Origin of the sequence: Streptomyces apricus, from assembly GCF_008369065.1 — a bacterium.
Classification (GTDB): domain Bacteria; phylum Actinomycetota; class Actinomycetes; order Streptomycetales; family Streptomycetaceae; genus Streptomyces; species Streptomyces apricus.
The window spans coordinates 14,740-39,282 of the sequence record NZ_VDFC01000019.1 but is presented as its reverse complement, the minus strand read 5'-3'; the positions used below and the strand labels follow the sequence as shown (position 1 = coordinate 39,282).

At 72.4% G+C, this 24,543-nt stretch carries 23 protein-coding genes; 9 read left to right on the top strand and 14 right to left on the bottom strand.

Going from position 1 to position 24,543, the window contains the following annotated elements:
• Positions 1-25 precede the first annotated feature (25 nt).
• Both FGF04_RS06870 and FGF04_RS06865 read right to left on the bottom strand, forming a co-directional pair.
• Positions 26-550 carry an RICIN domain-containing protein gene (locus tag FGF04_RS06870; RefSeq protein ID WP_223146352.1) on the bottom strand — a complete coding sequence of 175 codons (525 nt, stop codon included), beginning with the start codon at positions 548-550 and terminating at the stop codon, positions 26-28.
• Positions 551-684: 134 nt separating this feature from the next.
• Positions 685-3,537, bottom strand: a complete 2,853-nt coding sequence (locus FGF04_RS06865; protein WP_149510347.1) for an AfsR/SARP family transcriptional regulator — start codon at positions 3,535-3,537, stop codon at positions 685-687.
• A 186-nt stretch (positions 3,538-3,723) separates the two neighbouring features.
• Between FGF04_RS06865 and FGF04_RS06860 the strand changes: the two genes are divergently transcribed.
• Positions 3,724-4,506, top strand: a complete 783-nt coding sequence (locus FGF04_RS06860; RefSeq protein WP_149510346.1) for an IclR family transcriptional regulator — start codon at positions 3,724-3,726, stop codon at positions 4,504-4,506.
• A gap of 68 nt (positions 4,507-4,574) precedes the next feature.
• Here FGF04_RS06860 and FGF04_RS06855 read toward each other — a convergent pair whose 3' ends face one another.
• The 7 genes from FGF04_RS06855 to FGF04_RS06825 form a co-directional block, all read right to left on the bottom strand.
• Positions 4,575-5,018, bottom strand: coding sequence for an STAS domain-containing protein (locus FGF04_RS06855; RefSeq protein ID WP_149510345.1), 444 nt, complete (start codon positions 5,016-5,018; stop codon positions 4,575-4,577).
• Positions 5,015-6,103: a cobalamin B12-binding domain-containing protein gene (locus FGF04_RS06850; RefSeq protein WP_149510344.1), complete on the bottom strand. Its 1,089-nt coding sequence runs from the start codon at positions 6,101-6,103 to the stop codon at positions 5,015-5,017. Before FGF04_RS06850 ends, FGF04_RS06855 begins: the two co-directional genes overlap by 4 nt.
• The gene (locus tag FGF04_RS06845) at positions 6,100-7,764 is read right to left on the bottom strand and encodes a PP2C family protein-serine/threonine phosphatase (protein ID WP_235882223.1); all 1,665 of its coding nucleotides are present in this window, start codon (positions 7,762-7,764) and stop codon (positions 6,100-6,102) included. The genes FGF04_RS06850 and FGF04_RS06845 overlap by 4 nt, the downstream gene beginning before the upstream one ends.
• Positions 7,765-7,948: 184 nt before the next feature.
• Positions 7,949-9,358: a M20/M25/M40 family metallo-hydrolase gene (locus tag FGF04_RS06840; RefSeq protein WP_149510343.1), complete on the bottom strand. Its 1,410-nt coding sequence runs from the start codon at positions 9,356-9,358 to the stop codon at positions 7,949-7,951.
• A 117-nt stretch (positions 9,359-9,475) separates the two neighbouring features.
• Positions 9,476-9,682 (bottom strand): hypothetical protein, encoded by a 207-nt coding sequence (locus FGF04_RS06835; protein WP_149510342.1) that lies wholly within the window; start codon positions 9,680-9,682, stop codon positions 9,476-9,478.
• 253 nt (positions 9,683-9,935) lie between these two features.
• Positions 9,936-11,570, bottom strand: a complete 1,635-nt coding sequence (locus FGF04_RS06830; RefSeq protein ID WP_149510341.1) for a hypothetical protein — start codon at positions 11,568-11,570, stop codon at positions 9,936-9,938.
• A 171-nt stretch (positions 11,571-11,741) separates the two neighbouring features.
• A complete protein-coding gene (locus tag FGF04_RS06825) occupies positions 11,742-12,650 on the bottom strand; it encodes an SDR family NAD(P)-dependent oxidoreductase (RefSeq protein WP_235882222.1) in 909 nt (302 codons plus the stop codon).
• A gap of 197 nt (positions 12,651-12,847) precedes the next feature.
• Here FGF04_RS06825 and FGF04_RS06820 point away from each other — a divergent pair, with 197 nt between their 5' ends.
• On the top strand, positions 12,848-13,717 hold the full coding sequence (locus FGF04_RS06820) for an MmyB family transcriptional regulator (RefSeq protein WP_149510340.1): 870 nt from the start codon (positions 12,848-12,850) through the stop codon (positions 13,715-13,717).
• Positions 13,718-13,759: 42 nt separating this feature from the next.
• Here FGF04_RS06820 and FGF04_RS06815 read toward each other — a convergent pair whose 3' ends face one another.
• Entirely contained in the window at positions 13,760-13,945 is a 186-nt protein-coding gene (locus tag FGF04_RS06815) for a hypothetical protein (RefSeq protein ID WP_149510339.1), read from the bottom strand.
• Between the two features lie 278 nt (positions 13,946-14,223).
• On the opposite strand from FGF04_RS06815, the gene FGF04_RS06810 reads away from it, so the two are divergent.
• The 5 genes from FGF04_RS06810 (at position 14,224) to FGF04_RS06790 (ending at position 18,100) form a co-directional block, all read left to right on the top strand.
• A complete protein-coding gene (locus tag FGF04_RS06810; protein ID WP_149510338.1) occupies positions 14,224-15,057 on the top strand; it encodes a DUF4397 domain-containing protein in 834 nt (277 codons plus the stop codon).
• An 88-nt stretch (positions 15,058-15,145) separates the two neighbouring features.
• Positions 15,146-15,835 carry a class F sortase gene (locus FGF04_RS06805; protein ID WP_149510337.1) on the top strand — a complete coding sequence of 230 codons (690 nt, stop codon included), beginning with the start codon at positions 15,146-15,148 and terminating at the stop codon, positions 15,833-15,835.
• Between the two features lie 47 nt (positions 15,836-15,882).
• Positions 15,883-16,446 (top strand): sigma-70 family RNA polymerase sigma factor, encoded by a 564-nt coding sequence (locus FGF04_RS06800; RefSeq protein ID WP_235882221.1) that lies wholly within the window; start codon positions 15,883-15,885, stop codon positions 16,444-16,446.
• Positions 16,430-17,254, top strand: a complete 825-nt coding sequence (locus FGF04_RS06795) for an anti-sigma factor (protein WP_149510335.1) — start codon at positions 16,430-16,432, stop codon at positions 17,252-17,254. Before FGF04_RS06800 ends, FGF04_RS06795 begins: the two co-directional genes overlap by 17 nt.
• Before the next feature lie 180 nt (positions 17,255-17,434).
• Complete coding sequence (locus FGF04_RS06790; RefSeq protein WP_149510334.1) at positions 17,435-18,100, top strand: GOLPH3/VPS74 family protein; 666 nt, start codon at positions 17,435-17,437, stop codon at positions 18,098-18,100.
• Positions 18,101-18,149: 49 nt separating this feature from the next.
• Here FGF04_RS06790 and FGF04_RS06785 read toward each other — a convergent pair whose 3' ends face one another.
• The 3 genes from FGF04_RS06785 to FGF04_RS06775 all read right to left on the bottom strand — a co-directional run bounded on the left by FGF04_RS06785 (position 18,150) and on the right by FGF04_RS06775 (position 20,431).
• Complete coding sequence (locus FGF04_RS06785; RefSeq protein ID WP_149510333.1) at positions 18,150-19,163, bottom strand: RNA polymerase subunit sigma-70; 1,014 nt, start codon at positions 19,161-19,163, stop codon at positions 18,150-18,152.
• 85 nt (positions 19,164-19,248) lie between these two features.
• The gene (locus FGF04_RS06780) at positions 19,249-19,935 is read right to left on the bottom strand and encodes an SDR family NAD(P)-dependent oxidoreductase (RefSeq protein ID WP_149510332.1); all 687 of its coding nucleotides are present in this window, start codon (positions 19,933-19,935) and stop codon (positions 19,249-19,251) included.
• Positions 19,936-20,038: 103 nt separating this feature from the next.
• Entirely contained in the window at positions 20,039-20,431 is a 393-nt protein-coding gene (locus FGF04_RS06775) for an ester cyclase (RefSeq protein WP_149510331.1), read from the bottom strand.
• Between the two features lie 98 nt (positions 20,432-20,529).
• On the opposite strand from FGF04_RS06775, the gene FGF04_RS06770 reads away from it, so the two are divergent.
• A complete protein-coding gene (locus FGF04_RS06770) occupies positions 20,530-21,138 on the top strand; it encodes a TetR/AcrR family transcriptional regulator (RefSeq protein ID WP_149510330.1) in 609 nt (202 codons plus the stop codon).
• 135 nt (positions 21,139-21,273) lie between these two features.
• Here the strand turns inward: FGF04_RS06770 and FGF04_RS06765 are convergent, their stop codons facing one another.
• Positions 21,274-22,587, bottom strand: coding sequence for an NtaA/DmoA family FMN-dependent monooxygenase (locus tag FGF04_RS06765; protein ID WP_149510329.1), 1,314 nt, complete (start codon positions 22,585-22,587; stop codon positions 21,274-21,276).
• A gap of 638 nt (positions 22,588-23,225) precedes the next feature.
• On the opposite strand from FGF04_RS06765, the gene FGF04_RS06760 reads away from it, so the two are divergent.
• Positions 23,226-24,515, top strand: coding sequence for an ABC transporter substrate-binding protein (locus tag FGF04_RS06760; RefSeq protein ID WP_149510328.1), 1,290 nt, complete (start codon positions 23,226-23,228; stop codon positions 24,513-24,515).
• The last annotated feature ends 28 nt before the right edge of the window (positions 24,516-24,543 follow it).

The following is a 24,543-nucleotide window of genomic DNA, read 5'->3' as shown; positions in this document are numbered from 1 at the left end:
CCGCCCCTCGTCCACCGGACGTGCCCTAGGGACGGACCGTCCACGCCTGTGCGGCGTTGGGGACCGTGCAGTGGTAGATCTGGATCCGCGCGCCGGCCGTGGTCGACCCGCCGGCCACGTCCAGGCACCTGCCGCCGATGCGGGAGACCACCGAGGTCGGCACGGGCGCCGGGATGCCGCCCGTGACCTTCCAGTACATGCCGTTGGTGCGGGTGCAGTCCCACTGCTGCACCGGCGTCCCGTCGGCGTTCACGCCGTCGGTGACGTCCATGCACTTGCCGCTGCGCTGGTTGACCCACTGGTGGTGGTCGTCACCGACGGCGACCGGCGCCCAGTTCTGCTCGGGCTGTCCGTTGCAGGGCTGCTGCACGACCCGTGCCCCGTTGTCGAAGAAGTGGGCGGGGTCCAGCCCGGCGCACATACCGCTCCCGAAGTTGGTGAAGGTGTAGTACCCCCCGGCGGCCTGGGCGGGCGCCCCGGCCGCCATGAAGACCGTGGTGGACACCGCACCGCTCACCAAACAGCCGACCACCCTGCGTCTGATGCTCACGTCGTCTCCTCGCTCGGTGTTCCGCGCCGCCGCGTTCCTGCGACGGGCGTCGAACTGCTGGACAGCGTGTTCCGCCACCGTGGGCTTGTCGTGTCCCGTTCCGTTCAGCGGACTTGTCGGGGCGGACGGCCCCGTCAGGCGCGTTCCGGGAGTACGGTGTCGGCCGGGTCCTCGCCGAGGTGGTGCAGGAGCCGGGCCCGCAGCGGTTCGGCGTCGGGGTGGCCGAGTTCCTCGAAGAGCGTCAGGGAGCGGGTCCACGCATCGAGGGCGGCCTCGCGGTCGTGGGCGGCGTGGTGGGTGTCGCCGAGGTGGGCGAGGATGTCCGCCTCGAAGTAGCGGTCCCCCAGGGCGTGGAAGAGGGCGGCGGCCCGCCGGTAGCAGGCGGCGGCCTCCTCGTGGTGGCCGAGGTGGTGATGGGCATAGCCGAGGGTGTCCCAGGTGTGGGCCTCGCCGGAGGTGTGGCCGGTTCCCGTCACCAGGGCGAGGGCCTGTTCGCCCCGGACGACGGCCTCCTGGTGGTGGCCCAGCTCCGCGTGGTACCAGCCGACGTTGTTCAGGGCCATCGCCTGCCAGGCACGGTCGTCCGTGGCGTCGAACAGTTCCACGGCCCGCAGGGCGTGCTCCAGTGCCTCGGCGCGGCGTTCCTGGCGGCGCGCGACGCGGCCGAGGGCGAGCCAGGTGTGTGCCCCTCCCCTCGGGTCGCCCAGGTCCCGGTACAGCCGTGCGGCACGTTCGAGGTCCGCGCGGGCCTCGGTCTGCCGGCCGAGGGCCGAGGCGGCGTTGCCGAGGTGGCGCCGCACGCACGCCTCGGCCGCGGGGTCGCCCAGCCGGTGTGCCGCCGCCAGGGCGACGGTCTGGGTGGCCGTCCAGTCGGACCACAGCACCCTGCGCTGGCAGAACGTGGTCAGCGCCGCCGCCAGTTGCCAGACGTGCGTGTCGAAACCGGTCGCGAAGGCCTGGTGCACGGCGTTGAGGAGGACGGGGTGCTCGGCGGCGAACCATGCCGTCGCGTGCTCGCGGCCGGCCGGTTCCTCCGGGGTCACCCCCTGCCGCACCGGGTGGGGGACGATCCGGTCGGGCGGCGGTCCGAGCAGGCGCTGGGCCGCCAGGGCGGTGTGCAGGTAGTGGTCGAGCATCCGGTGGGTGGCCCGGCGACGGTCGTCCTCCCCGTCCCGGGTCCGGGCGAGTTCCGCGGCATAGGCGCGCAGCAGGTCGTGGAGGACGTAGCGGCCGGGGACGGGTTCGGCGAGCAGGTGGGTACGTGTCAGTTCGGCCAGCAGTGGCTTCACGCGCGCGAGCGGCAGCGCGGCCAGGCTCGCGGCGGCGGGCGCGGTGACGTCCGGTCCCGGGTGCAGCCCCAACAGCCGGAAGAGCCGGGCGGCGGCGGGGCCGAGGGCGTCGTAGGACCAGGAGAGCACGGCGCGCACCCGGCTGCCCGGATCGCCGCCGTCGAGTACGTCCAGGCGGTTGTCGGCGTCCGCCAGTTCGGCGGCGAACGTGGCGAGCGGGATGTGCGGCTGGGCGGCGGCGCGGGCGGCCACGACGGCCAGGGCCAGGGGCAGGCCCGCGCACCGGGTCACGATGTCGGCGACGGCGGAGGGTTCGGCCGCCGTGCGGGGGGCGCCGAGCCGGGCGGTCAGCATGGCGGCGGCCTCGGCGGGGGTGAACACGTCCAGGGCGAGCAGGTGGGCGCCCTCGGTCGCGGCCAGGCTGGTGAGCCGGTTGCGGCTGGTGACCAGCGCGAGGCTGCCGGGCGCGCCCGGCAGGAGCAGCCGTATGTGTGCGGCGTCCCGCGCGTTGTCCAGCACGACGAGCACCCGGCGGCCGGCCAGCAGGCTGCGGTAGAGGGCGGCCTGTGCCTCCACGTCGCCGGGGATCCTGGCCGGGGGCACCTCGAAGGCGTCGAGGAACCCCCGCAGTGCCTCCGCCGGTTCGCGTGCCGGTCCGGCGGGGTCGAAGCCGCGCAGGTTCACGTACAGCTGTCCGTCGGGGAAGTGCGCGCGCATCCGGTGTCCCCAGTGCACGGCGAGCGTGGTCTTGCCCACCCCGGCGGTGCCCGACACCGCCGAGATCACCACGGGGGCCGGCGGCCGCGCCGTGCCGAGCAACGCGTCCAGTCGTGACAGCTCCTCCTCCCGGCCGGTGAATCCCCTTGCCTGTACGGGGAGTTGGGCCGGTACGACACCTCGCTGCGGCTGCGGGCGGGGCACTGCCGCGGGCGCTGCCGGGGCGGCGCCGAGTTCCTGGCCCCGCAGGATGAGCCGGTGGACCTCGCGCAGCGCGGTACCGGGTTCCGTTCCCAGTTCCTCGGCCAGCCGCCGTCGGACGGCGGCATAGCGCTCCAGGGCCTCCGCGCCCCGCCCGGCGCCGTACAGGGCCCGTATCAGCGCCTCGGCCAGCGGTTCCACGAGCGGATGGTCGTCGAGGAGCGCGGAGAGGGGGCCGATCGCCGCGGCGGGGTCGCCCAGGCGCGTCTGCGCATGGGCCCAGTGGACGGTCGCGTCCACCTGTTCGCGCCGCCAGGTCTCACGTGTCTGCTCCACCCACGGTCCGTCGAGTCCGCTGAGCGGCTCACCGCGCCACAGGCCGACCGCCTCGTCCAGCAGCAACGCGCGTGCGGCGTCCGGCAGGGTGCTCGCCCGGGCCTGCCGGACCATGCGCCGGAAGCGGTGGACGTCGACCTGCTCGCGGTCGGCCTCCAGCACGTATCCGCCCGACCGGCGTACCAGCCGCAGTCGTCCGCCCGCGGCGCCGCCGGCCCGCTCGCAGATCTGCCGGATCCGGGCGATGTGCGAGTAGACCGAGCGCCGGGCCCCGTCCGGCGGTGCCGGGCCCCAGACCCGGCGGATCATCACGTCGACCGCCACCGGCCGGCCCGCGTCCACCGCCAGCGCCGCCAGTACGGCGCGCCGTTGCGGCGGCCCCACCTCGGTCGTCCGGCCCGGCGCGGCCAGCTCGACGGGCCCGAGTAATCGCACCTGCAGCATCCTGTCCCCCCACGGTCCTCGGTGTCGCACGAGTCTGCCCACGCCGGGCCCGCGAGCGACAGTCCCGCCGAGAGGGGACGACAAACTATCGACAACATTTCACCCGGTCCCGGCTTCCACCATGGCAGTGCGCGCGGGTGGCCGACCGCGGCACGCGCCTTACGACGACCGGGGCTTGGGGGAAGCATGCGGGACAACGGCGGGCAGGTACAGGTGCACACGGGCGGGCGGCCACCGGCCGGTTCCGCGCACGCCTCGGGGCGTACCCCGGCGCACGGGGCCGGGCGAAGCGTGCTGGCGGGGGCGTTCGAACTGCTGGCGGCGGTGGAACGCTCCGGCGGCGCGGGGCTGACGCGGCTCTCCTGGGAGAGCGGACTGCCCAAGACCACGGTGCACCGGCTGCTGGACCAGCTGATCGACCTGGGCACGGTGGAGCGGTGCGCGGACGGCTACCGCATCGGCCCGCGCATGTTCCAGCTCGGGAACGGGTGGCAGCCGCACCCGAAGCTGCGTGCCGCGGCGGCCGGACCCGCCCGTCGCCTGGCGGCGGTCACGGGTGCGGCCGTGGGGCTGGCGGTGCTGCGCTACGACCGGACCCTGGTCCTCGGCTGGACGCCCGGTGGGACCCGCTCGTTCCCGGCGCTGTGCGGCCGGTGGGCCTGGCCCTGGTACACCGCGGCCGGCAAGGTGCTCGCCGCCGCGCCGTCGTACCGGTTCCCGCCGAGCGCGGTGCCCGCCTCCTGGGCACGGGAGGAACGGTTCGTACGGGAGCGGGGCGTGGCGGTCGACCAGGGGGTCATGGCGCCTGGCGTGTGCTCTGTGGCCGCCCCGCTGCACGACGTGCGCGGGGTGCCGGTGGCCGCGCTGTTCGCCGCCACCCGCTCCCCGGGTCCGTCGAGGCTGCTCGCCGATGCCGTACGGAGCACCGGCGCGGCGATCGGCGCGGGCCTCGCAGAACGCCGCGGCTGATCGGCCGCACGGTCAAGGGACGCCGGGGTGAGTGCCGTGCCCGGCCGGAGGCCGGCCACGGCGCCGCGTCAGGGTCCGGTGGTCGCGTGGGGCGGTGGGAGCCGGGTCGTGTTCGTGGTCGACGGTTCCGGCGGTCCGCCGGCCTCAGCGGTCTCGGTGCTGCGGGCGGGCCCGCCGGGGGCGAGGTGGTCCAGGGTGCCGGTGAGTTCCAGCAGCCGGTCGAGGGACGGGCTGCGATGCTCCAGGCGCAGGGTGACGTGGGCCGCGGTGGTGCGGCGGTGGAGCATCAGCAGCACGGACAGGCCCATCGAGTCCAGGCCCTGCAGGCCCGCGCAGTCCAGGTGCATCTCGCGCAGCCGGGCCGTGTGTTCGAGGTACTGGGTGGCGGCGTCCAGGAACGGTTCGGCGCCGGTGTGGTCGAGGAACCCCTGCAGGCGCAGGAGCAGCACGCCCGGTGCGGCGCCCGCCGCGGGGGTCAGGCGCAGGTGGGGGAGGTCGGTCGGCGGCTTCATGCGTGGTTCCGTGCGTCGTCGGCGGCTGCGTGGTCCGGTCGGGTTCGGCTGAGGTGGTCGGTGGCCCGGGTGAGGATGTGGAGAGCCCGGGGGAAGTCCTTGAGCTGTTCGGTGAGGATGTCGAGGGCCGGGACGAGGGAGTGGGCGGGGACGTCGCGGGCGGTGAGGACGTGGGCGGTCCAGGTGAGGAAGTCGGTGAACAGGTCCGGATCGCCGGTGTACAGGGCGGTGGCGAGGAACTGGACGATGTGTTCGACGTCCTCGGCCGTGCGGGCGCTCTGGTCGGGGGTGTAGCTCCGCATGGCCGGGAAGCGGTCCTGGAGGTCGTCCATGACGGTGCGCACCAGGGACAGGTGGGTGCGGGCGACCATCGTGTATTCCTGGTCGGCCAGGTGGGGCAGGTCGTCGATGGGCTGGCGGGCCGGCGCCGGACGGGGCAGGGGCCCTTGTTCGAGGCGCTCGGCGGCGGCTCCCGCATCCGGTGCCCAGGCGTCGGCACCGAGCAGGCGGGCGTACCGGCCCTGGACGCCGAAGGCCGCGCCGCCCACCAGGACCGGGGTGCCGGTGGCCTGGACGGCGGTGATGGTGGCGTGCGCGGTGGGCAGGCGGGTGGGGATCGAGCTGGAGAGCGCCACCAGCTGCGGTCCCCGCTGGTGGACGTGGGCGATCAGGTGGGGGGTCGGGGTCTGCGCGCCGAGGTAGTCGACTTTCCAGCCGCGCAGTTTGAGGACTTCGGCCAGGATGCGGGCAGGCAGCCCGTGCCACTCCCCGTCCACGCACGCCACGAGCACACGGCCGCGTACGGGGGCGGTGCGGGTGCGGTGGTGGTGCGACAGGGCGCTGAGGGCGCGGTCGTTGATGGCGGTGGCCGCGTGTTCCTGGGCCACCGTGAGGCGGTTGGCGGCCCATTCCTCACCGACTCTGCGCTGCACCGGCGCGATCAGCCCCAGCAGGACGTTCTCCGCGTCCATGCCCTCCTCCAGCGCGCCGAAGAGGGTGCGGGTGGCGGCGTCCTCGTCGCCGACGGACAGGGCCTGCCACAGCTGGTCCTGTCGTCGGCTGCGGGTGTCGGTCGCGGTGCTCATGCGGTGAACCTGCCTCGGGTGTGTCCGTCCACCGCGCTGAGGTGGTGGCTTCGGGGGGCTGCGACGACCATGACGGCCATGTCGTCGTGCGCCTGTGTGCCGACCCACTGGGCGGCGAGCATCTGCACGTGCTCGACGACCGCCTCGGCCGGCATGCCCGCGCAGCGCGCCAGCGCCCGCCTGAGCCGCGTCTCACCGAACATCTCGTCACCCAGCGGACCGCCCCTGCCTTCGGTGATGCCGTCGGTGAACAGCACGCAGAACTCCCCCGGCGCCAGCGTCTCCTCGACGGTCGTGGCCTGCGCGACGGGCAGCGCACCGACCAGGGCGCCGCGGGAGGCGTTCTCCTCGACCGTGCCGTCCGTGCGCACGATCAGGGCGGGGGGATGGCCGGCGCTGGTCACCCGCAGCCGTACCAGGTTCGCCTCACGGACCGCGGAGACCATGACGAGGGTCGCGAAACGCGTGTGGTGGGAGGTGAGGAGCGCGCTGTTGAGCAGATTGATCATGCGCTGGTGATCGGCGGCCATCGGCAGCAGCGCCTGGAGCGTGTTGCGGATCTTCCCCGTCAGCACGGCCGCTTCCAGGCCCTTGCCCGACACGTCACCGAGGACGGCGAACGACGCCTGTCCCGCGATCGCGCCCGGGTGGACGTCGTAGAAGTCGCCGCCGATGCGTTCGTGGTCCTGGGCGGCACGGTAGCCGCCGGCGAACTCGACCCCGGCGATCTGGTGCAGCACCGGCGGGAGCAGCTCCTGCATCAGTGTCTGGGCCAGCGAGAACTGCTCCGCGTACAGACGGGCCGCGGACATCGCCGCCCCGGCGCGGGCGGCGAACAGGCGGGCGAACACCTCTTCCGACTCGCTGAACGCCTCCTGCCCGGTGCGCCGCAGCAGGATCAGCGCGCCGCCGGGAACGCCCTGTCCGGGCAGCGGGGTGACGACGATCGAGCCCACCGTGCCGAAGCCGTCGGGGATGAGCCAGCCGGGGGCGGAGGCGGGGTCGATCCACCGGGACGGTACGGGAGGGAAGCCCTGCAGCGCCTCCGCCAGTCCGGGGACCTCTTCGGGACGGACGTCCCAGAAGAACTCGTGCGGCTCACCGCCCTGCGCGCACAGGACCACCGGCAGCCGGCGCCCGGCGGCCGGGGCGACGACCAGGGCCGCGTCCGCGAGGTATTGGGCGGCCAGCCGCGCGGTGACGTCCATGCACCGTTTCAGGTTCAGCGACGACAGCAGGGCGTTGGAGGCTTCCGCGAGGAACGCGGTGCGCTCGCGCTCCGTCCGCAGCGCCTCACGGGCCAGCCGCAGATCGGTGTCCTCCACCAGCCACCACACCGTGCTCCGCTCGTCCAGCACCGTCGGGTGCGCTTCGAAACTGCGTCCCGCCACCTGCCCCGACACGGTGCCGCCCACCGGCTTCCCGGCCGCCTCCGGGGAGTTGGCGATCCGGCGGTCGTGCGCCTCGGCCAGCCAGGTCGGTACGGTGTCGGCCAGGGCGGCACCGGCGCGGATGCCGGAGAAGAGCGCGGTGCCGTGCGCGTTGGCGTACGCGACCGTGCCGGACCGGTCGGCGATCAGGACCGGGTGGGGGACGGACGTCCACGCCGCATACGCCGGCGCATCGGCGTGCAGGGCCGTGTCCTGGCTGCGGGAAGTCACATCGGGTAAGGCCCGCTGCGCGAACCCCTCACCTCATCAACTCGAAGAAGTATTGCCTCATGACAACCATCCTTCACCGGGCCGCACCCTGGCAAGGCGACTTCCTGTTCGAGCCGTACCCGGGGACGGGCCGTACCCGGGAGACGGGAGGAAGGGATGAGGACGGTGCGAGCCGGCAGCGCGCTCACGAACTCTCCGGGCCGGGGCGGGCGTCGGTGTGCCGGCCCAGTTCGGCGAGGAGCACCGCCGTGGTGCGGATGCCCGCCATGAACCAGTCAAGTGTCAGGTTCTCGTCCGGTCCGTGCTGGGACTGGTCCGCGTTGCCGCACGGCACCTGGACCGTGGGGACGCCGAGTGTCTTCGTGAACACGTACAGCGGAAGGCTGCCGCCGATGCCGGGCCACAGCACCGGCTCCTGACCCTGCGCCGCGACGATCGCGCGACGGACCGGCTCCAGGTAGGGGAAGTCGATCGGAGTCCTGGAGGGCTCCATGCTGCCCCTGCGGGTGACGGTGACGTGGGGTGCGTGCCGTTTCACGTGGGCGCTCACCTTGGCGAAGACGTCGTCCGCCCGCTGCGCCTCGACCAGCCTGATGTCGCACTTGGCGACGGCTTCGCGGGGCAGCACGGACTTCAGGCCGGGCCCGTCGTAGCCCGCGTGCAGGCCGTTGATGGTGAGGGTGGGCCAGGCGACGCGGCGCTCGGCCACACCGCGCTCCCGCGGCTCGGCGAGTTCGTCGAACCCGAGGTCGCGTTTGATGGCGGGGACGTCGATCTCCAACCGCTCCAGCGCCTCGCGCTCGGCAGCGGTGAGCGGCTGGACCTCGTCGTAGAACCCGTCGATCGTCACGTGCCCGCGCGCGTCCTTCATCGTGGCGAGCAATTGCACCAGGTCCCACACCGGATCCGGTGCGACGCCGCCCCAGTGCCCGGAGTGCAGTTCGGTGTTGGCACCGGTCGCGCGCAGCTCGAAGCCGAGTGCGCCGCGCACGCCGAGCGAGATCATCGGCCGTCCGCTGGGATCCACCGGCCCGTCGCTGACCACCACGAGATCGGCCGCCAGCAGGTCGCCGTGCTCGGCGACGAACTCCGGCATCCGCGGACTGCCGATCTCCTCCTCGCCTTCGAGCAGGACCTTGACGTCGCACGGCAACTGCCCGTGACAGGACAGGAAGGCCTCGACGGCCAGCAGCTGCGCGAGGTGCTGGCCCTTGTTGTCGGCCGCGCCGCGTGCGTAGACGCGGCCGTCGCGGATCACGGGCGTGAACGGGTCCGACGTCCAGCCGTCCGCCGGATCGGCCGGCTGGACGTCGTAGTGGCCGTACAGCAGCAGGGTCGGACCGCCGGCTCCCGTCCGCTGCCCGAACACCATCGGGGCGCCGGCCGTGGGAATGAGCCGGGTGTCGAGCCCGAACGCCTCCATCCGGTCGCGGATGTAGTGGGCGACATCCGCGACGCCCTCCCCCGACGCACTGACACTCGGCCGCGACACGTAGTCGATCAGCAGGTCGACGTACTCCTGCCGGCGCTCCTCGATACGGGCGAGGACATCCCCCGGCCAGGCCGGATCGTCCGTCCGGTGCGCACCCACCATGTCACTCCTTCGCCCGCGGTCACCGCCGCCCCTACCGTCACGGTGATCGTCATCCCTACCCGTACCGGGTGAGGAATCATTCACTTCACCGGTCCCACCGGGGTGTTCCTTCGAGGATCACCGGCCGGCGAAGCCGTTCCCCGCCGACCACTCGCCGTCACTCCAGCACACCATGGTGACCACGCGGCCGTCGGGCATCACGCAGATCACCGTGGAGTGGGCCGGCGCGTGCCCGTCGACCCGGGTCGCCGTGCCCGTCGGCACATGGCTCCCGTCCTGCGCGGTGCCGGGCGGATCGGCCAGCCCGTACAGGGCTGCGACCATCGCGACTACGCTGCCGACCGAACGTTTGCCCATGTCATTCCCTTGTCGTGGGTGAGAGCCGGCCACACCGGGCGACCCGGGGTGCAGGTCGGGCCTGGCCGTGGCATGCGAACGACGCCGTGACTTTTTGTAGGCGCGGTCGACCGGTCCGGGCGGCGGCGTTGCACACGACATACAGCCGTGCAACGACGTCGCCGGCACCGCGAGCGTGTGCTACGCGACCGGTCGCCGCGCACGACACGGCGCTCTCACCTCAGGAGGCGATACCACCACGGATGTGCCGTGGAAGCGAGGTCCACCACATGGACATCGCCTGAGCCGGCGCTTTCACCGCTTCCTCCCGCAGGAGGCGGACCAGCAGTTCGAGCTCTCCGGCCATCCCGAACGCGTAGACCAGCCGCTTGAGTTCGGACTCGCCGTGGACCGTGCGGCGGCGGGCCCAGGCGTCGAGGTGGTAGCGCAGGACGGCACGCCAGTACTGCTCCGGACTGCGTCCTCCTATGTGGCCGAGCGCGTGGACCGCCGCACGGAGGACGACGGAGGGCAGTCCGTCGGCGAGGGTCAGACGGGCGACCGCGGGGCGCTGCGAAGAGGTTCCCACCACGCGCAGGGCGTGCAGGACGGGCACCGCACGCTCCGATCGCACCGTGGCGGGCACGGTCAGTTCGGCAGCGAGCGCAGCGGCCGACGTCTCCCTGTACGGGCTCGCCCGCAGCAGCATCGCGCTGTACAGCCGCACATCCGAAACAGGATGGTGCAGGACGTCGTCGAGGAGGTCACGCAGTACGGCCACCACCCGTGGCGGATCGGCGTCCAGCGCCATGCGGCCGAGCAGACGGGCGACGGAGATCCTCGCCGTGACGGGATCGGTGAGAAGCTGGTGGGTGATGATGTGCCGGGTCTCCGTCCGGCCTGCGGCGGTACGGTTCAGCGCGGCGGCGAAGCGCTGCGAGGCGGGTAATCGCGGGAGCAGCAACGCCGCCAGTTCCAGCGTCTCAAGTTCCGCGGAGGGGTCCCGCAGGAGATCGGCGACCACATGCAGGATCCCGGCGAGCTGCGTACGGTCGAAATGCCGCCGCTGCACCTTGCGTACGCACGCCAGCAGCGCTCCGTGGAAGCTGTCGGCGTTGGTGGGAGCGCGCAGCTGACGCAGGACATGCCGTGCCGCATCAGGATGTGAGCTGCCGTCCAGTGCGCACAGGGCCTCGATCAGGCCGACATGATTCTTCTGGCATCCGACGTCCGCACAGGCCGCCACAGCGTCCTGGGCCCAGCCGGGATCGGCGAGCAGACGGCTCAGTGCCTCGAACCGCCGCATCCACGGCAGGCCCGACGAAACCAATGTCTCTTCCAGCAGACGCTCGGTGACAGCCCTGCGTATGCGCGCGGGCGCAATGGGAACAGGACTGCTCGTCAACTCGGCTGTCAGCGCGTCCCATTCATCACCCGACATGCGCTCGCCGTCGAGGATCTTGTCCAGTAACACGTCCAGATTCCGGGAGTTGCGCCCGTTCTCCTGGCGGCGGGGGGAAATGTCGTTCACAAAGGCGTCCGCACTGTGGCCCCCTTGATAGCGGGCCACGGTCTCGATCACCGCGAGCAGCGAATGCGGAGCCATACCCAGCACCTTCTCGTAACGGGGAACCGCCTTGCGCGGCAGGGGAACCGTCCCGTTCTCCCATCGTGAGACGGTGCTCGCGCTGACCACCCACGGATCACGCTCATCGGCCCCGAACAGGGACCCGAACGAAGCGCCGGTACGCACATTCGGTTCTTCGTGCCGAAGCCGGTGCGACTTCAGCAGCCATCCGGCTCGCGCGTTCCAGGAAGCCGTATTCGACGCGGCTCCCCCATGGAAAAGATGCGTATCCCCTTTGCCTCGCGTCACTGCTTTGCCCCCGATCTCACAACTGCCGGTCGTCCCGGATCAGCATGCCGGGGCCCGTCCCGCGGCGGTGAGACGGCATTTGGTCAGCGTGCGCCGGAAAAGCCGCACGCTGAAACCGTGTTCTGCGGGGTGAGGCGAACGTGGAATTCCGTGAGGGACGGGGAACAGGGTCTAGGCGTGCTGCCCTGCAACGGCCCGCCCGGACCCGGACTTGTCGGGGTAGTGCTTGCGCAGGTCGGACATCGTCATCCGGTCGAGAACCCGGTCGGGCAGGAGGGCGGCGGCGCGGATGAGGAAGGCGGCCGTCGCGCCGATGGTGTAGCGGGTGCGGGGCCTGCGGTCGGTCGCGGCCTTGGCGATCCTCCGGGCCGCGGCGTCGGAGGTCGCGCCGGCCTCGGTGAACGCGGCGACATGGGAGGGAATCGCCTGCGTCAAGGCGCCGTAGCGCTCGGTCTGTTCCGGGGTCATCCGGGAGGTGAGACCGCTCAGGCCGGAGAGTCCGACGCGGGCCATCTCGGTCTTGACGCCGCCCGGCTCCACGATCACCACCTGCACCCCGTACGGTGCCACCTCGCTGCGCAGGGCGTCGCTGAGCGCCTCCACGGCATGCTTGCTGCTGGCGTACACGCCGTAACCCGCCATGGACACCTTGCCGTTCATCGAGCTGATGTTGACGACGCGGCCCTTGCTGCGCACCAGCGCGGGGAGCAGGACCTGGGTGAGCGCGACGGTCCCGAAGACGTTCACCTCGAACACGCGCCGCCATGCGTCGAGCGGCACCACTTCGACCGGCCCGGCGCAGGGGAGGCCGGCGTTGTTGATCAACGCCCGCACGGGGCGGTGGTGCGGGTCGTGGTCGATGCGTGCCACCAGCGCCGCGATGTGCTCCTGATCGGTGATGTCCAGGAGCACCGGCTCGATGCCGGCGGCGAGGAGGGCCTCGCCGTCGCTGTCGCGGCGCACGCCGGCGAGGACGTGGAATCCGCGGCGGGCCATCTCCCGTGCGGTGGCCGCGCCCATCCCGGTCGACGCTCCGGTCACGACGACGATTTCCTGGCTCTGCGGTGACTTCTCGGACACGGGGTGCTCCTTGGACACGGTGAACTCCTGGGACGGCCGGTGCGGACAGCGGCTCGTGACGGTCAGGGCGCCGAGGGCGAGCCGCGCCGTCTGTTACGCCCACTGTCGGTCGGGGCGAGGGCCGCAACCAGGGCAACGGACAACGGTAGGAACGGCAGTACCACCCTGGCTCCGGGCCGGGCAGTGATACTGGAACGGTGACCGAGGAACAGAACCAGCTGGGCACGGCGCTGCACCGTTGGCGCGACCGGCTCGCACCCGCCGACGTGGGCCTGCCGGCCACCGGCAGGCGCCGGGCCGCGGGTCTGCGCCGCGAGGAGCTCGCCGCGCTGGCCGGACTCTCCGTGGACTACCTCGTCCGCCTGGAACAGGGACGCGCCAGCCGCCCCTCCGAACAGGTCGCCGCGGCGCTGGCCCGCGCCCTGCAGCTGGAAGCGTCCGAACGGGACCACCTCTACCGTCTCGCGCACCTGCCCGTGCCGGGCTCGGGGCACATCTCCACGCACATCCCGCCCAGCGTGCAACGCCTGCTCGCCGCCCTCACCCGCGAGGCGCTGGCCGTCTTCACCGCGGACTGGACGCTCATCACGTGCACCGGGCTGTGGGCCGCACTGTTCGGAGAGCCGGCTCAGCCCCCCGCTGATCAGCGCAACCTGGTGCGCGAGACGTTCCTGTCCGAGCCCGGTTCCGTCCCTCTGCCCCGGTCCGAACGCGGCCGGGAGGCCCTGGAGGCCGCGCTCGTCGCCGATCTGCGGGCCACCCAGGGCGCCTTCCCGGACGACCCCCGCCTGCGCGGACTCGTCCAGGAGTGCGCCGGCCGCAGTCCGCGTTTCGCGCAGCTCTGGTCGCAGGGCGCCGCGGGCGCGCTCGGCCACGACCGCAAGACCGTCACCCATCCCTCCGTCGGGGACATCACCCTCGACTGCGACATCCTCACCGTGCCCGGGTCGGACCTCAGGATCGTCGCCTACACCGCGGCGGCCGGAACGCCCTCCGCGGAACAGCTCGACTTCCTCAGGGTCACCGCGGCCCGCGCTCCGCTGGCCTCCCCCACCGGCAACCCTTGATCGGGGGTCCCGCCGGAAACGACCGGCCCGGGTGGGTGGTGCTCACCGGGTGGCGGGCGGGGTGCTGCGGTCGGAGAGGTTCGGCCGGGCCAGCAGTCCGGAAGCGGTGGGAGAGCGCATGACCTGCTCCAGGTCGCGGAGCAGGCGGTCGGCGTCCGCGCGTACCTGCTGGGGAATGTCCCCGCGCTCGGCGACGAGCCGACTGTAGATGGGGGTCTCCTGGAACACAGTACGCTCTGCCTTCGTTCGGGTGCGCCTTCAACAATACGTGTGAAAATCCCACTCGCGTGCCGGGGGTGGCGTGGGGCCGGCCGGGGCCGACCCGCAGGTCAGGCCGCGCAGGTGTCGGACGCCGACCGTTCCCGGGCCCTGTGACGCGGTCGATGCGGCCGGGTGCGCACCTCCGCCCGCCGAAAAAAATCCGTGCCCGCACGAAACCAAGCGTGCACAGCCGGCGGAATGCGTCCCCACAGGCTCCACAGACCTCGAACGAAGGGAAGATCGTCATGATCACTCGTGCTTCGGGTGCGGCCCTGACCGCCGGCGTCGCCGTCGTCCTGTCCGTCACCGCCGGTGCTCCCGCGCTCGCCCAGCCGCAGGCCGCGGGTGACGAGGCCACCGTGTCGGTGCTCCACGCGGTGCCCGGCCTGACGGTGGACGTGTACGCGGGCGACAAGGAGCTGCTCCCCGACTTCGAGCCGGGCACGCTCACCGACCCGATGAAGCTGGCCGCCGGTTCCTACGACATCAAGGTCTTCAAGGACGGGGAGGGCCCGGACGGCAAGCCCGCCATCGAGAAGAAGGTCGACGTGCCCGCCGGGGCGAACGCCACCCTGGTGGCCCACCTGACGGCCGAAGGGGAGCCGGCGCTGGACGCGTTCGTCAACGACACGTCCAAGGTCCCCGCCGGGAAGGCACGGCTGACGGTACGTCATGTCGCCGCCGCGCCCGCGGTCGACGTCCGCGCCGACGAGACGGCCGTCTTCAAGGATCTGTCCAACCCTAAGGAGGCCAAGGGCGAGGTCGCCGCCGGTGAGGTCTCCGCCGACGTCGTACTGGCCGGCACCGACACCGTGGCGATCGGACCGGCCGACCTGAACCTGGCCGAGGGCACCAACACCGTGGTCTACGCCTGGGGCAGCGCGGAGGACAAGGACCTCGCGCTCAAGACGCAGACCCTGACCGGCATGCACTCGGCGCCCGGCGGAGTCCCCGCGGGTGGCAACGGCGAGGCCGCGGCACACAACGAGGGCCTGCCGCTCGGCGCGCTGTCCCTGGGCGCGGTGTCCGTACTGGGCGTCGCGGGCGTGCTGTTCAGGCTGCGCACCGCTGCCCGCTGAGGCACGCAGCGACCGGTGCGCCGCCGTCGACGCCCCTGCGACGGCGGCGCACCGCTCTCCTTCCGTATCGGTGAAGAGGTAGTTCTGCATGAGCAAGCCTTCGTCGCACAGAGCGCTGCTCGCCGGGCTGGCCGTCGCCCTCGTGGGACTCGTCGCCTCCGTCGTGCTGACCGCCGGTGCCTGGCCCGGCGGCTCGGGCACCGGGGACTTCGGCGCCGTGCCGGGCGGCGGCGCCTCCGCCGGGTCCGCCCCGGCGCGGGAGGGCGTATCCAAAAAGCCCGCCGGCGACAGGGACTCCCCCGGCGCGACGGCGGTCCCGGGGCGGGCGCCGGAACCGCGGKGGCTGTCGCTGCCCCGGCTGGGCGTGCGGGCGCCGATCGACCCGGTGGGGGTCGCCGGCGACGGACAGGTGGAGGTCCCCGACGACCCGGGCCGGGTGGGCTGGTACCGCTTCTCGCCCGCCCCGGGGGAACCGAGCGGCTCCTCGGTCGTGGTCGGCCACGTCGACTCCGACGGCCGGGGCCTGGGCGTCCTCGTCGCGCTCGGCGACGTACGGCGGGGCGACCGGGTGCTGGTGCGGCGCGCGGACGGCAGCAGCGTCGAGTACCGCGTCGCCGCCCGGCGCAGTGTCGCCAAGCAGGACCTGGCGGAGTCGGAGGCGTTCCGCAGGGACGGGCCCGGGGTCCTCACCCTGATCACCTGTGCCGGGCCCTACCTCCCGGACAAGGGCGGCTACCAGCGGAATCTGGTCGTCACGGCCGTGGAGGCACCCGAGTGAGGCCGATATGGGGTGGCTCCGAGGTGCTGGCCGCTAGTGTGGCGGCCGTGACCTCCGTCCCCGACGAGTACGTGGGCCGCGGCTTCGCCGAAGGCGACGAGTCGTGCCTGAGCGAGGCGTACCGCCGCTGGGGCGCGCTCGTCTTCACCGTGGTGTTCCGCAGGCTGGGGGACGCGGAGGAGGCCAAGGACGTCACCCAGCAGGTCTTCGTCGGGGCGTGGCGGGGCCGCAAGGGGTACGACCCGCACCGCGGATCGCTCAAGACCTGGATCATGGGCATCACCCACAAGAAGGTGATCGACGCCCTCACCCGGCGCTCCCGGCACCTCAGAGACGTGGAAGCGGTCACGGCCGCGGCGGCAGCGGGGACCGATCCGCAGCAGGTCTCCTCCGCGGACTCCGTCCTGGACTACGTTCTCCTCACCGATGAGATCGACAGGCTTCCCGAACAGCAGCAGACGGTGCTCAGACTGGCCTTCTACGAGGACCTCACCCAGGCGCAGATCGCCGAGCGCACCGGTCTGCCGCTCGGCACCGTCAAGAGCCAGACGCGACGCGGGCTGATGCGCATGAAGAACCGGTTGGAGGTGGACGGTGAAGCACACGGATGACGAGACGCTGGCACTGATGGCGATAGGGGAGGACCCGTCCCCCTCCTCCGCGGAGCACGTGCGCGGATGCGCCCGGTGCACGCGAGAGCTCGACGCCCTGCGCCATGTCGTCTCGACGGTCAGGACACCTGTGATCCCGGACCACGAGCTGCTCACTCCGCCCCCCGGCCTGTGGGACTCCATCGCCGACGAGCTGGGCATCTCCGCGCGGCAGGGCGGCGCCGGTACGGACGAGGACACCTCCGGCGACGGTCCGGGCGGGGCGCCGGCCGGTGCGGACCGCACCGGCCGGGACGCCTCCGCGGGGTCCGGGCCGACCGCCGTCAGCGGCCCGTCCGTGACACCGCAGGACGCCGTGCCGCGGCCGCGCCGGATCAGCCGCCTGGCGGTGGCGCTCGCCGCGTGCGCCGCGCTGCTCGGCGCCGCCGCCGGCAGCGGCATCACCTGGTGGGCCACCCACGACCGCACCACCGAGAGCGCGTCGGCCGAAGGCCGCCGGCTCGACTCCCTGCGGGCCAGCTCGGCCGGTTACGCCCGCCTGAGCGGCGGCAGCGGCCACCGGACCCTCGACATCACGGTCAAGGGCCTGCCCCGCAACTCCGGGTACTTCGAGGTCTGGCTCATGGACCGCACGCACACCAAGCTGGTCTCCATGGGGGTCCTGGGACCCGACGGCCACGCCGACCTGCCCGTGCCGGACACGATCGACCTGGGCGAGTACTCGGTGGTCGACGTCTCCGTGCAGCCCTACAACGGGAAACCCGACCACTCGGGCGACAGCGTCGTACGCGGGCCCTACGCGGGCTGACGGCGCCGCGCCCTCCCCTGCCGGTGAAGGCTGGGAGCGGTGTGACATTCCGGCACCGGCTCCATGACGTTTGTCATCGACATCGGTGACAGGGCGCTCTGCCCGCATGCCCTGCGCCCGGAACAGACTGGGGACAAGGGCCCGCACCGGGCCGCTCCGCCGACGTCCGGAAGAGGGACCATGCGCAACGACACGCTGATCGTCGAGGACCTGCTGCTGATGATGTTCGACGACAGGTCGGGGACGATCGCGGGCGAAGGCACCTTGTTCTACGCCCTCGGCGGCGCGGTCCTCGTGGAGCTGGGCCTGGGCGGGTACGTCGAGGTCGACGGGAAGCAGGGGCTCGCCGGTGCGAAGGTGCGCGCCGTCACCGGGAAGCAGCCCTCGGACCCGTTGCTCCGCACGGCCCACGAGAAGATCGCCGAGCGGGAGCGCGGCGTGCAGAGCCTGCTCATCGCGATCGGCGGCGACCTGCGCAAGCCCGTCCTCGAACGGCTCGTCGAGCGGGGCATGCTGCGCCAGGAGAGCAGGAGGACGCTGGGGGTCTTCCGGACGACGGCGACGACCGCCGCGGACACCTCCCACAAGGAGGCCGTGACGGCGAGGGTCCGCGCCGCGCTGGTCGACGGCGAAGAGCCCGACGACCGGACCGCGGCGGTCGCCGGACTCCTCTCCGCGAGCGGCACGCTGCCCACCCTGCACCGCACGATCCCGTGGTCGGGCAAGGTGTACCGGCGCGCCAAGGAGCTGGAACAGCGCAGCTGGGGCGCCGAGGCGGTGAACGCCGCGGTGCTGCGGACCGTCGCCGCGGTCTCCACGAGCGTGGTGGTCACCGCCACCACCTGAGGAACCGTCATGGCTGGCACCGGCGACCACTCGGGCAACCGCGCCAGGACTACTCCGCGCCGTCCGCCGGCAGGCGCTCCGGCAGGCCGAGGCGCGGGAAACGGTCCTCGTGGAACGTGGTGATCTCGGTGATCGCCCCGCCGGTGACGCGCAGGACGTCGATCGTCAGCGGCAGGTACGCGCCCTCCCGTTCGCGCCAGAGGTAGAAGGCCACGGCGGGCTGGCGGTTCACCGAGGTGGGCACGGCGCGCAGGCCCTTCATGCCCACGAAGCCGCTCCCCGCCCAGTCCGCCACCACCGCCTCGCGGCCGATCTGCAGACCCGGCGTGGGCGGCATCGAGCAACGGACGTCGTCCCGCAGCAGTGCGGCCAACGCGTCGATGTCCGTGGCCACGCTGGCGTCGGTGTAGCGGCGCACCAGCTCACGCGTCCCGGCGTCCGGTGCGCCCCCGGTCCAGTCCTGCCGCTCGGCGGGCAGGTGCTCGCGCATACCGGCGCGGGCCCGTTGCAGCGCGCTGTTCACGGAGTTGACGGAGTCCCCCAGGATCTCCGCGACGTCCTTCGCCGGCCGTCCGAGCACGTCCCGCAGGATCAGCACGGCCCGCGGGCGCGGCGCGAGGTGCTGGACCGCGACCAGGTACGCCAGCTCGATCGTCTCCCGGGCGACGGCGACGGCCTCCGGCTCGTCCGCGCCGCCCGCGGGCAGTTCGTCGAGCAGCCGGTCCGGGTAGGGCTGCAGCCACGGCACCTCACCGCCGATCGCGGGCTCCGGACGGCACTTGGCGAGCAGGTCCAGACAGGCGTTGGTGGCGATCCGGTACAGCCAGGCCCGGAAGGTCGACCGCCCCTCGAAGGTCTCCCGGCGCCGCCAGGCACGGAGGAACGTCTCCTGCACGGTGTCCTCGGCGTCCTCGAACGACCCGAGCATCCGGTAGCAGTGCACGTGCAGCTCCCGCCGGTGCCGCTCCGCCAGCCCCGAGAACGCCGCTTCGCCGACCTCGCCCAGTCCGCTCACACCTGGCCCGCTCGCACTCGGTTCCTCCAGCTGCGTGTCCGCACCCATCACGTCATCCCTCCGCCTCGCCGTGTCTCTTCAGGTGTGACGGACGCGGAGGCGAAAACTCATCACCGGACCCGATTTACCACCACTACCAGGGCACGTCCCCGTTCTCGTCCTGGAAGGTCCCTGTCGGCCCGTCCGTGCCGAGCGTCGCGAAACGCACGACGACCCGGGCGCTCTCGCTCGGCGTCCTCCCTATGCCGAACGCCGCGGTCATGTCCGTCGCGGTGGTGCCGGGCTCGACCGCGTTGAACTTGATGCCCGGCTGCGACTTCGCGTACTGCACCGTGAGCATCGTGGCCGCCGCCTTCGAGGCGGAATAGAGCGCCAGGGGCAGACCGGACTCAGGCCGGTCCGGATTGGTCACCGCCCAGAACGATCCGGCACTGCTCGACACGTTGACCACGGTCGGGTTCGACGACCTGCGCAGGAGGGGAAGCGCCGCCTCCGTGACCCGCACGATTCCCACCGCGTTGGTGTCGAAGGCCCGAAGTGCCGTGGGACCGTCGGCGACTCCGTCCGCGAGGACGCCCGCGTTGTTCACCAGGACGTCGAGCCGGCCCTCGGCCGCGTCGATCGTCGCCAGCGCATTGCTCACCGACGCGTCGTCGGTCACGTCGAGCTGCACGAACCGCGCGCCGAGTGCCGCCGCGGCCTTCTCTCCCCGCTCGGCGTCCCGCGCGCCGATGTAGACGACGTGGCCGGACTCCAGGAGCTGTGCGGCCGTCTCGAAGCCGATGCCCTTGTTGGCCCCGGTGATCAGTGTGATGGTCATGGTGTGTCCTCGCGCTTCGGGCGGACCCCTGGAATCGGCCGACAGATGAGCCGGTCGTTCAGAGGTCAGTGGTCAGAAGTCAGAAATCAGAAGTCAAGGTTGATCAGGCGGTCAGCTGCCGGCGGAGTTCGCCCGCGTCGTGCAAGGCGGTCATGTGCACGAACCGCCCGTCGCGGACCTGGTAGACGGCGTACTCGACGATCTCGAACGAGGCCCCGGTGGGAGCCACCCCGAGCCACTCCTTCACCGGGGTGCCGGTGTTGACCAGCCGCGCGGCCAGCCGGTCCCCGTCGAAGAGCAGTTCCTTGAGCTCCCAGTGGAGATCGGGGACCGCGTCCACGTCGTGCTTCTGGACCGAGACGAGGTCGTCACGGGTGGCCGGCTCGCCGTTCAGAGTGGTCCGGTTGTCGATGAACTCGTCCATACCGCCGAACTCGTGGGCGTTGAGCGCCCGGAGATACCGCAGGTAGAACGCACGCAGAGCGCTGTCGGACATGAGTGACCCTTCCGTGGGCCCGACTTCTGTAGCGGTCGCTGCAGAAGTCGACCGTAGCACTTCCGCAGCGTTCGCTACAGAAGAGGTAGGCTGGCCGGATGGAGAGGAAACAGAGCGGCCCCATCGGCCGGCCGCGGGGCTTCGACCCCGACGAGGCCCTGGAGCGCGCCATGCTGGTCTTCTGGAAGCACGGTTACGAGGGCGCCAGCACCGCCTGTCTGACGGACGCGATGGGCATCTCCACCACGAGCATGTACGCGGCCTTCGGCAACAAGGAGAAGCTGTTCCGCAAGGTCCTGGAGCGCTACGACGAGGGCCCGAGCGCCTACCTGGCCGAGGCCCTGGAGGAGCCGACCGCCCTCGGTGTCGCCACCGCGATCCTGGCGGGCACCGTGCGGACCACCACCCGCCCGGCCGGCCCGCACGGGTGCCTGGGCGTGCAGGGCGCCCTGACCGTCAGCGACTCCGGCCAGGAGATCCGCGACCTCCTCGTCGCCTGGCGCAACGGGGGGTACTCCGTCGTCCGGGAGCGGTTCCGGCGGGCCGTCGACGAGGGCGACCTCCCGGCGGACGCCGATCCCGGACTCCTGGCCCGTTACGTCACGACCCTCGCCCACGGCATCGCCGTCCAGGCCGCGAGCGGCGTCGACCGCGACGAGCTCCAGGAACTGGCCGACGCCGCCCTGCGCAACTGGCCCCTCCCCTGAGAGGCGCCCGCACACGGACCGGGCCGGACCGGGCAGGTCAGCTCAACCGGAGCGCCCCAGCCCGGTCCAGAGCGACCCAGCCCGGTCCGGCCCGGTCCGGAGCGAGCCCGCCCGGTCCGGACAGGCCCGGCTCGGTCAGACCCGTACAGCCGCCGAGGTGCGCGCCGGCAGTTCCAGGCCCAGGTTCTCCCGCAGCGTCGTCCCCGTGTAGTCGCTCGCGACGATCTTCCGCTTGCGCAGCTCGTGGAGCAGGCCGTTCACGGCGAAGTCGTGCTGGCGCGGGTCCGCCAGACCGCTCAGCGTGATGACGTCCAGCACCCCCGCGCGGAACCGCTCCTCGACCGCGTCGGCGAGCTGCTCGGGCGTGCCCGCGGCCGCCCAGTGCCCGGTGTCCTGGGCGGCGACGACGAGTTCGCGCAGCGTGTAGCCCTGGCGCGCGTACCCGGCGAAGATCTCGACCCGGCCGCGGCGGCGGTGCACCGAGGTGACGTCGGGCAGCAGGCTCTCCGGCAGCTTCGCGTCCAGCGGGACCTCCGACAGGTCGACCCCGCCACCGAGCATGTCGGCGACCTGGGCGCGACCCCGCTCGAAGTCGATCGCCTCGTGCCTCTCGCGTACGAGCCGCCGCGCCTCCTCCTCGGTGGCGCCGTAGGTGGCGTGCAAGGAGCTGAAGATCAGGGGCAGTCCGCCGGCCCGGCCGAACCCCTCCGCCTGGGCGCGGATCTTACGGGTGAAGTCCTGCGCGACGTCGAGGGTGGGCAGGGAGGTGAAGACGATCTCGGCGTACCGGGCGCCCAGCGCCCTCCCCGCCTCGGACTGCCCCGCCTGGATCTGCACCGGGCGGCGCTGCGGCAGCGGCGGGATGTTCAGCGGGCCCGCCACGGTGAAGAACCGGCCCGCGTGGTCGATCGGGTGCACCCGGTCGCGGTGCAGCACCGCCTTCCCGTCCGCGCCGACGGTCAGCGCACCGGGCTCCCAGCTGTCCCACAGCGCGTTGACCACGTCCAGCGTCTCCGCCGCGCGCGCGTACCGCTCCTCGGGGCCGGGCAGCTCACCCGGTCCGAAGTTCTCCTCGCCGATCGAGGAGGTCACCAGGTTCCAGGCGGCCCGCCCGTTGCTGACGTGGTCGAGGGTTCCGAACAGGCGGGCCAGGTTGAACGGGTGCTGGAACGTGCTCGACACGGTGGCGATCAGGCCGATCCTCGACGTCACCTGGCTCAGCGCCGAGACGAAGACCAGCGGCTCCTGCGACCCGATGGGGCCCTGCGCGTCGAAGCTGAGCAGATCGGCGGTGAACAGGGCGTCGATCCTGGCGGCCTCGGCGAGCTTCGCCACCTTCACGGCGGTGTCCAGGGTGGACCGGGTCGGGTCGATGGCCAGGTCGTAGGTCTCCGACGTGCCACCGGCTCCGGTGACGGTCTTCAGGGTCCTGGGGCGTTCTGCGCTCACGGATCGTCCAATCCCACCCGGTGACGGGTGACAGGCGAGGGGTGCCGGACCACTACGGCCGGCGGAGGGGCGAGCTGGGACGGCGTGCGTACACGGAGGCACGCGTACACCACAGGCACGCGTACACAGGGGCACGCGTACGCACGGGCGCGTGGACGGACCGGAACACGGCCGGACCGGGACACGGGCACAGAGGGGTGAGGGGGTACGGGCACACGGGCCCGCCGGGCAGGCGGGCGGGGAAGCCGGAACGAAGAGGGCCGTTCCGGGCCGAGGGGTCAGCTACAGAGCGCGGCGTGCGTCCGGCACAGGTCGACGTGCCGGCGCTTCGTCCAGGCCTGCGCCGGCAGCGCGACCGCGCCGCGGACCGGCCTCGGGTGCGACGCCCTCGATGACGCCCTCAACGTGACTCCTCCGTCGGTCCCGGCATCGGCATCCGGTGCTGCCGGTGGGAACGGCACACGGTTGCGCGACGAACGTACGTCGCGGGTGGGCGCCCCTGTCAAGAGCGCACCCCCTGTCTCCCCTTCCCCTCCGTCGGGTCTTGACCGCACGCGAAACCCCTCCTAAAGTCCTCGCACTTCCGCAGGTACATCGATTAACCACCCGTTAACCGCCATGGTTGGAGACACCCCGCTGTGCGCCCACCGCTGACTCGGCGCGGCTTCCTCGCCGCCGGTTCCGGCCTCGCCGCGACCGCCCTGCCCGCTCTGTCCGGCTGTTCCGCGCTGGCCGCGGCGGACTCCGACCCCGACACGCTCGTGGTGCACAGCCAGCTGGGCACCACCGCGCCCGGTTCGCCCACCTACCTGGCCGCACTGGACCGCTTCCGCGAGGAGAACCCGGGACTCAAGGTCAAGAACCTCGTCAACGGCGACGACCTCGCGCAGGTCTACGAGACCTCCCGGCTGGCCCGCAAGGAGCCGGACGTGGTCATGGTCAACCTCTACGACAAGACGCTGGCCTGGACGGAGGTCGGCGCCACCGTCGACGTCAAGGACTACATGGCCGACTGGGGGCTGCGCGAGCGGGTGCTGCCGGTGGCCCTGGACGCCTGGACCGACGGCAAGGGCAGGCTGCGGGCCTTCCCGTACTTCGCCACCAACTGGCCGGTCGCCTACAACCGCGCGCTCCTCGACCGGGCGGGCGTGGACGAGATCCCGGTCACCGGCGACCAGCTGATCGCCGCGGCGCGCAGACTGCGCGCCAAGGGCATCGGCCCGGTCACGACCGGCGGCAACGACTGGACCGGGCAGAAGCTCCTCGCCCAGGTCGTCCAGACCTTCCTCACCGAGGACGAGGCCCGCCACGTCTACTCCACCGGCGACTTCAGCGGCAGCAGGGGCGCGAAGGAGGGCATCGAGTACTTCGTGGCGCTGCGCGACGCCGGGGTCTTCGTCGACAAGGCGCAGGGCCTGACCTCGGACCTGATGACCACGCAGTACAACACGCAGGCCGCCGCCGTCCAGTCGGCGATGTCGTCGGCGCTCGCGAAGGTGCCAGACGCCGTCGCGCGCCGTACGGACGTGGGCGGCTGGCCGCTCGCCGAGGGCGCCGCGCACAAGCTGCCGACGATCCTGCGGACGTACACCCTGATCGGGTTCTGGATCAGCCCGAACGGCACGAAGAAGATCGACGCCGTGGAGAGGTTCCTGCGGTTCATGTACCGCCCCGACACCGTGTCCCGGTTCATCCGGGAGAGCGGCCGGGACATGGCGCTGCGCTCCGGCACGGTCAGCAAGGACTTCCCGCTGGTGGCGGCCGCCCAGCGGCTGGGGGACGACGTGAGCCAGGTCCTGCTGCCCGACGTGTACGTCCCGCCCGCGGCGACCCAGCCGCTCATCACCGCGACCAGTACGTCCTTCACCCGCGGCACGAGCGCCGCGCGGGTCCGTGCCGCGCTCGAAGCCGCGTACCGCTCCGCATGAGCCTCCCGCCGCCCCCTCCCCCGTGCTC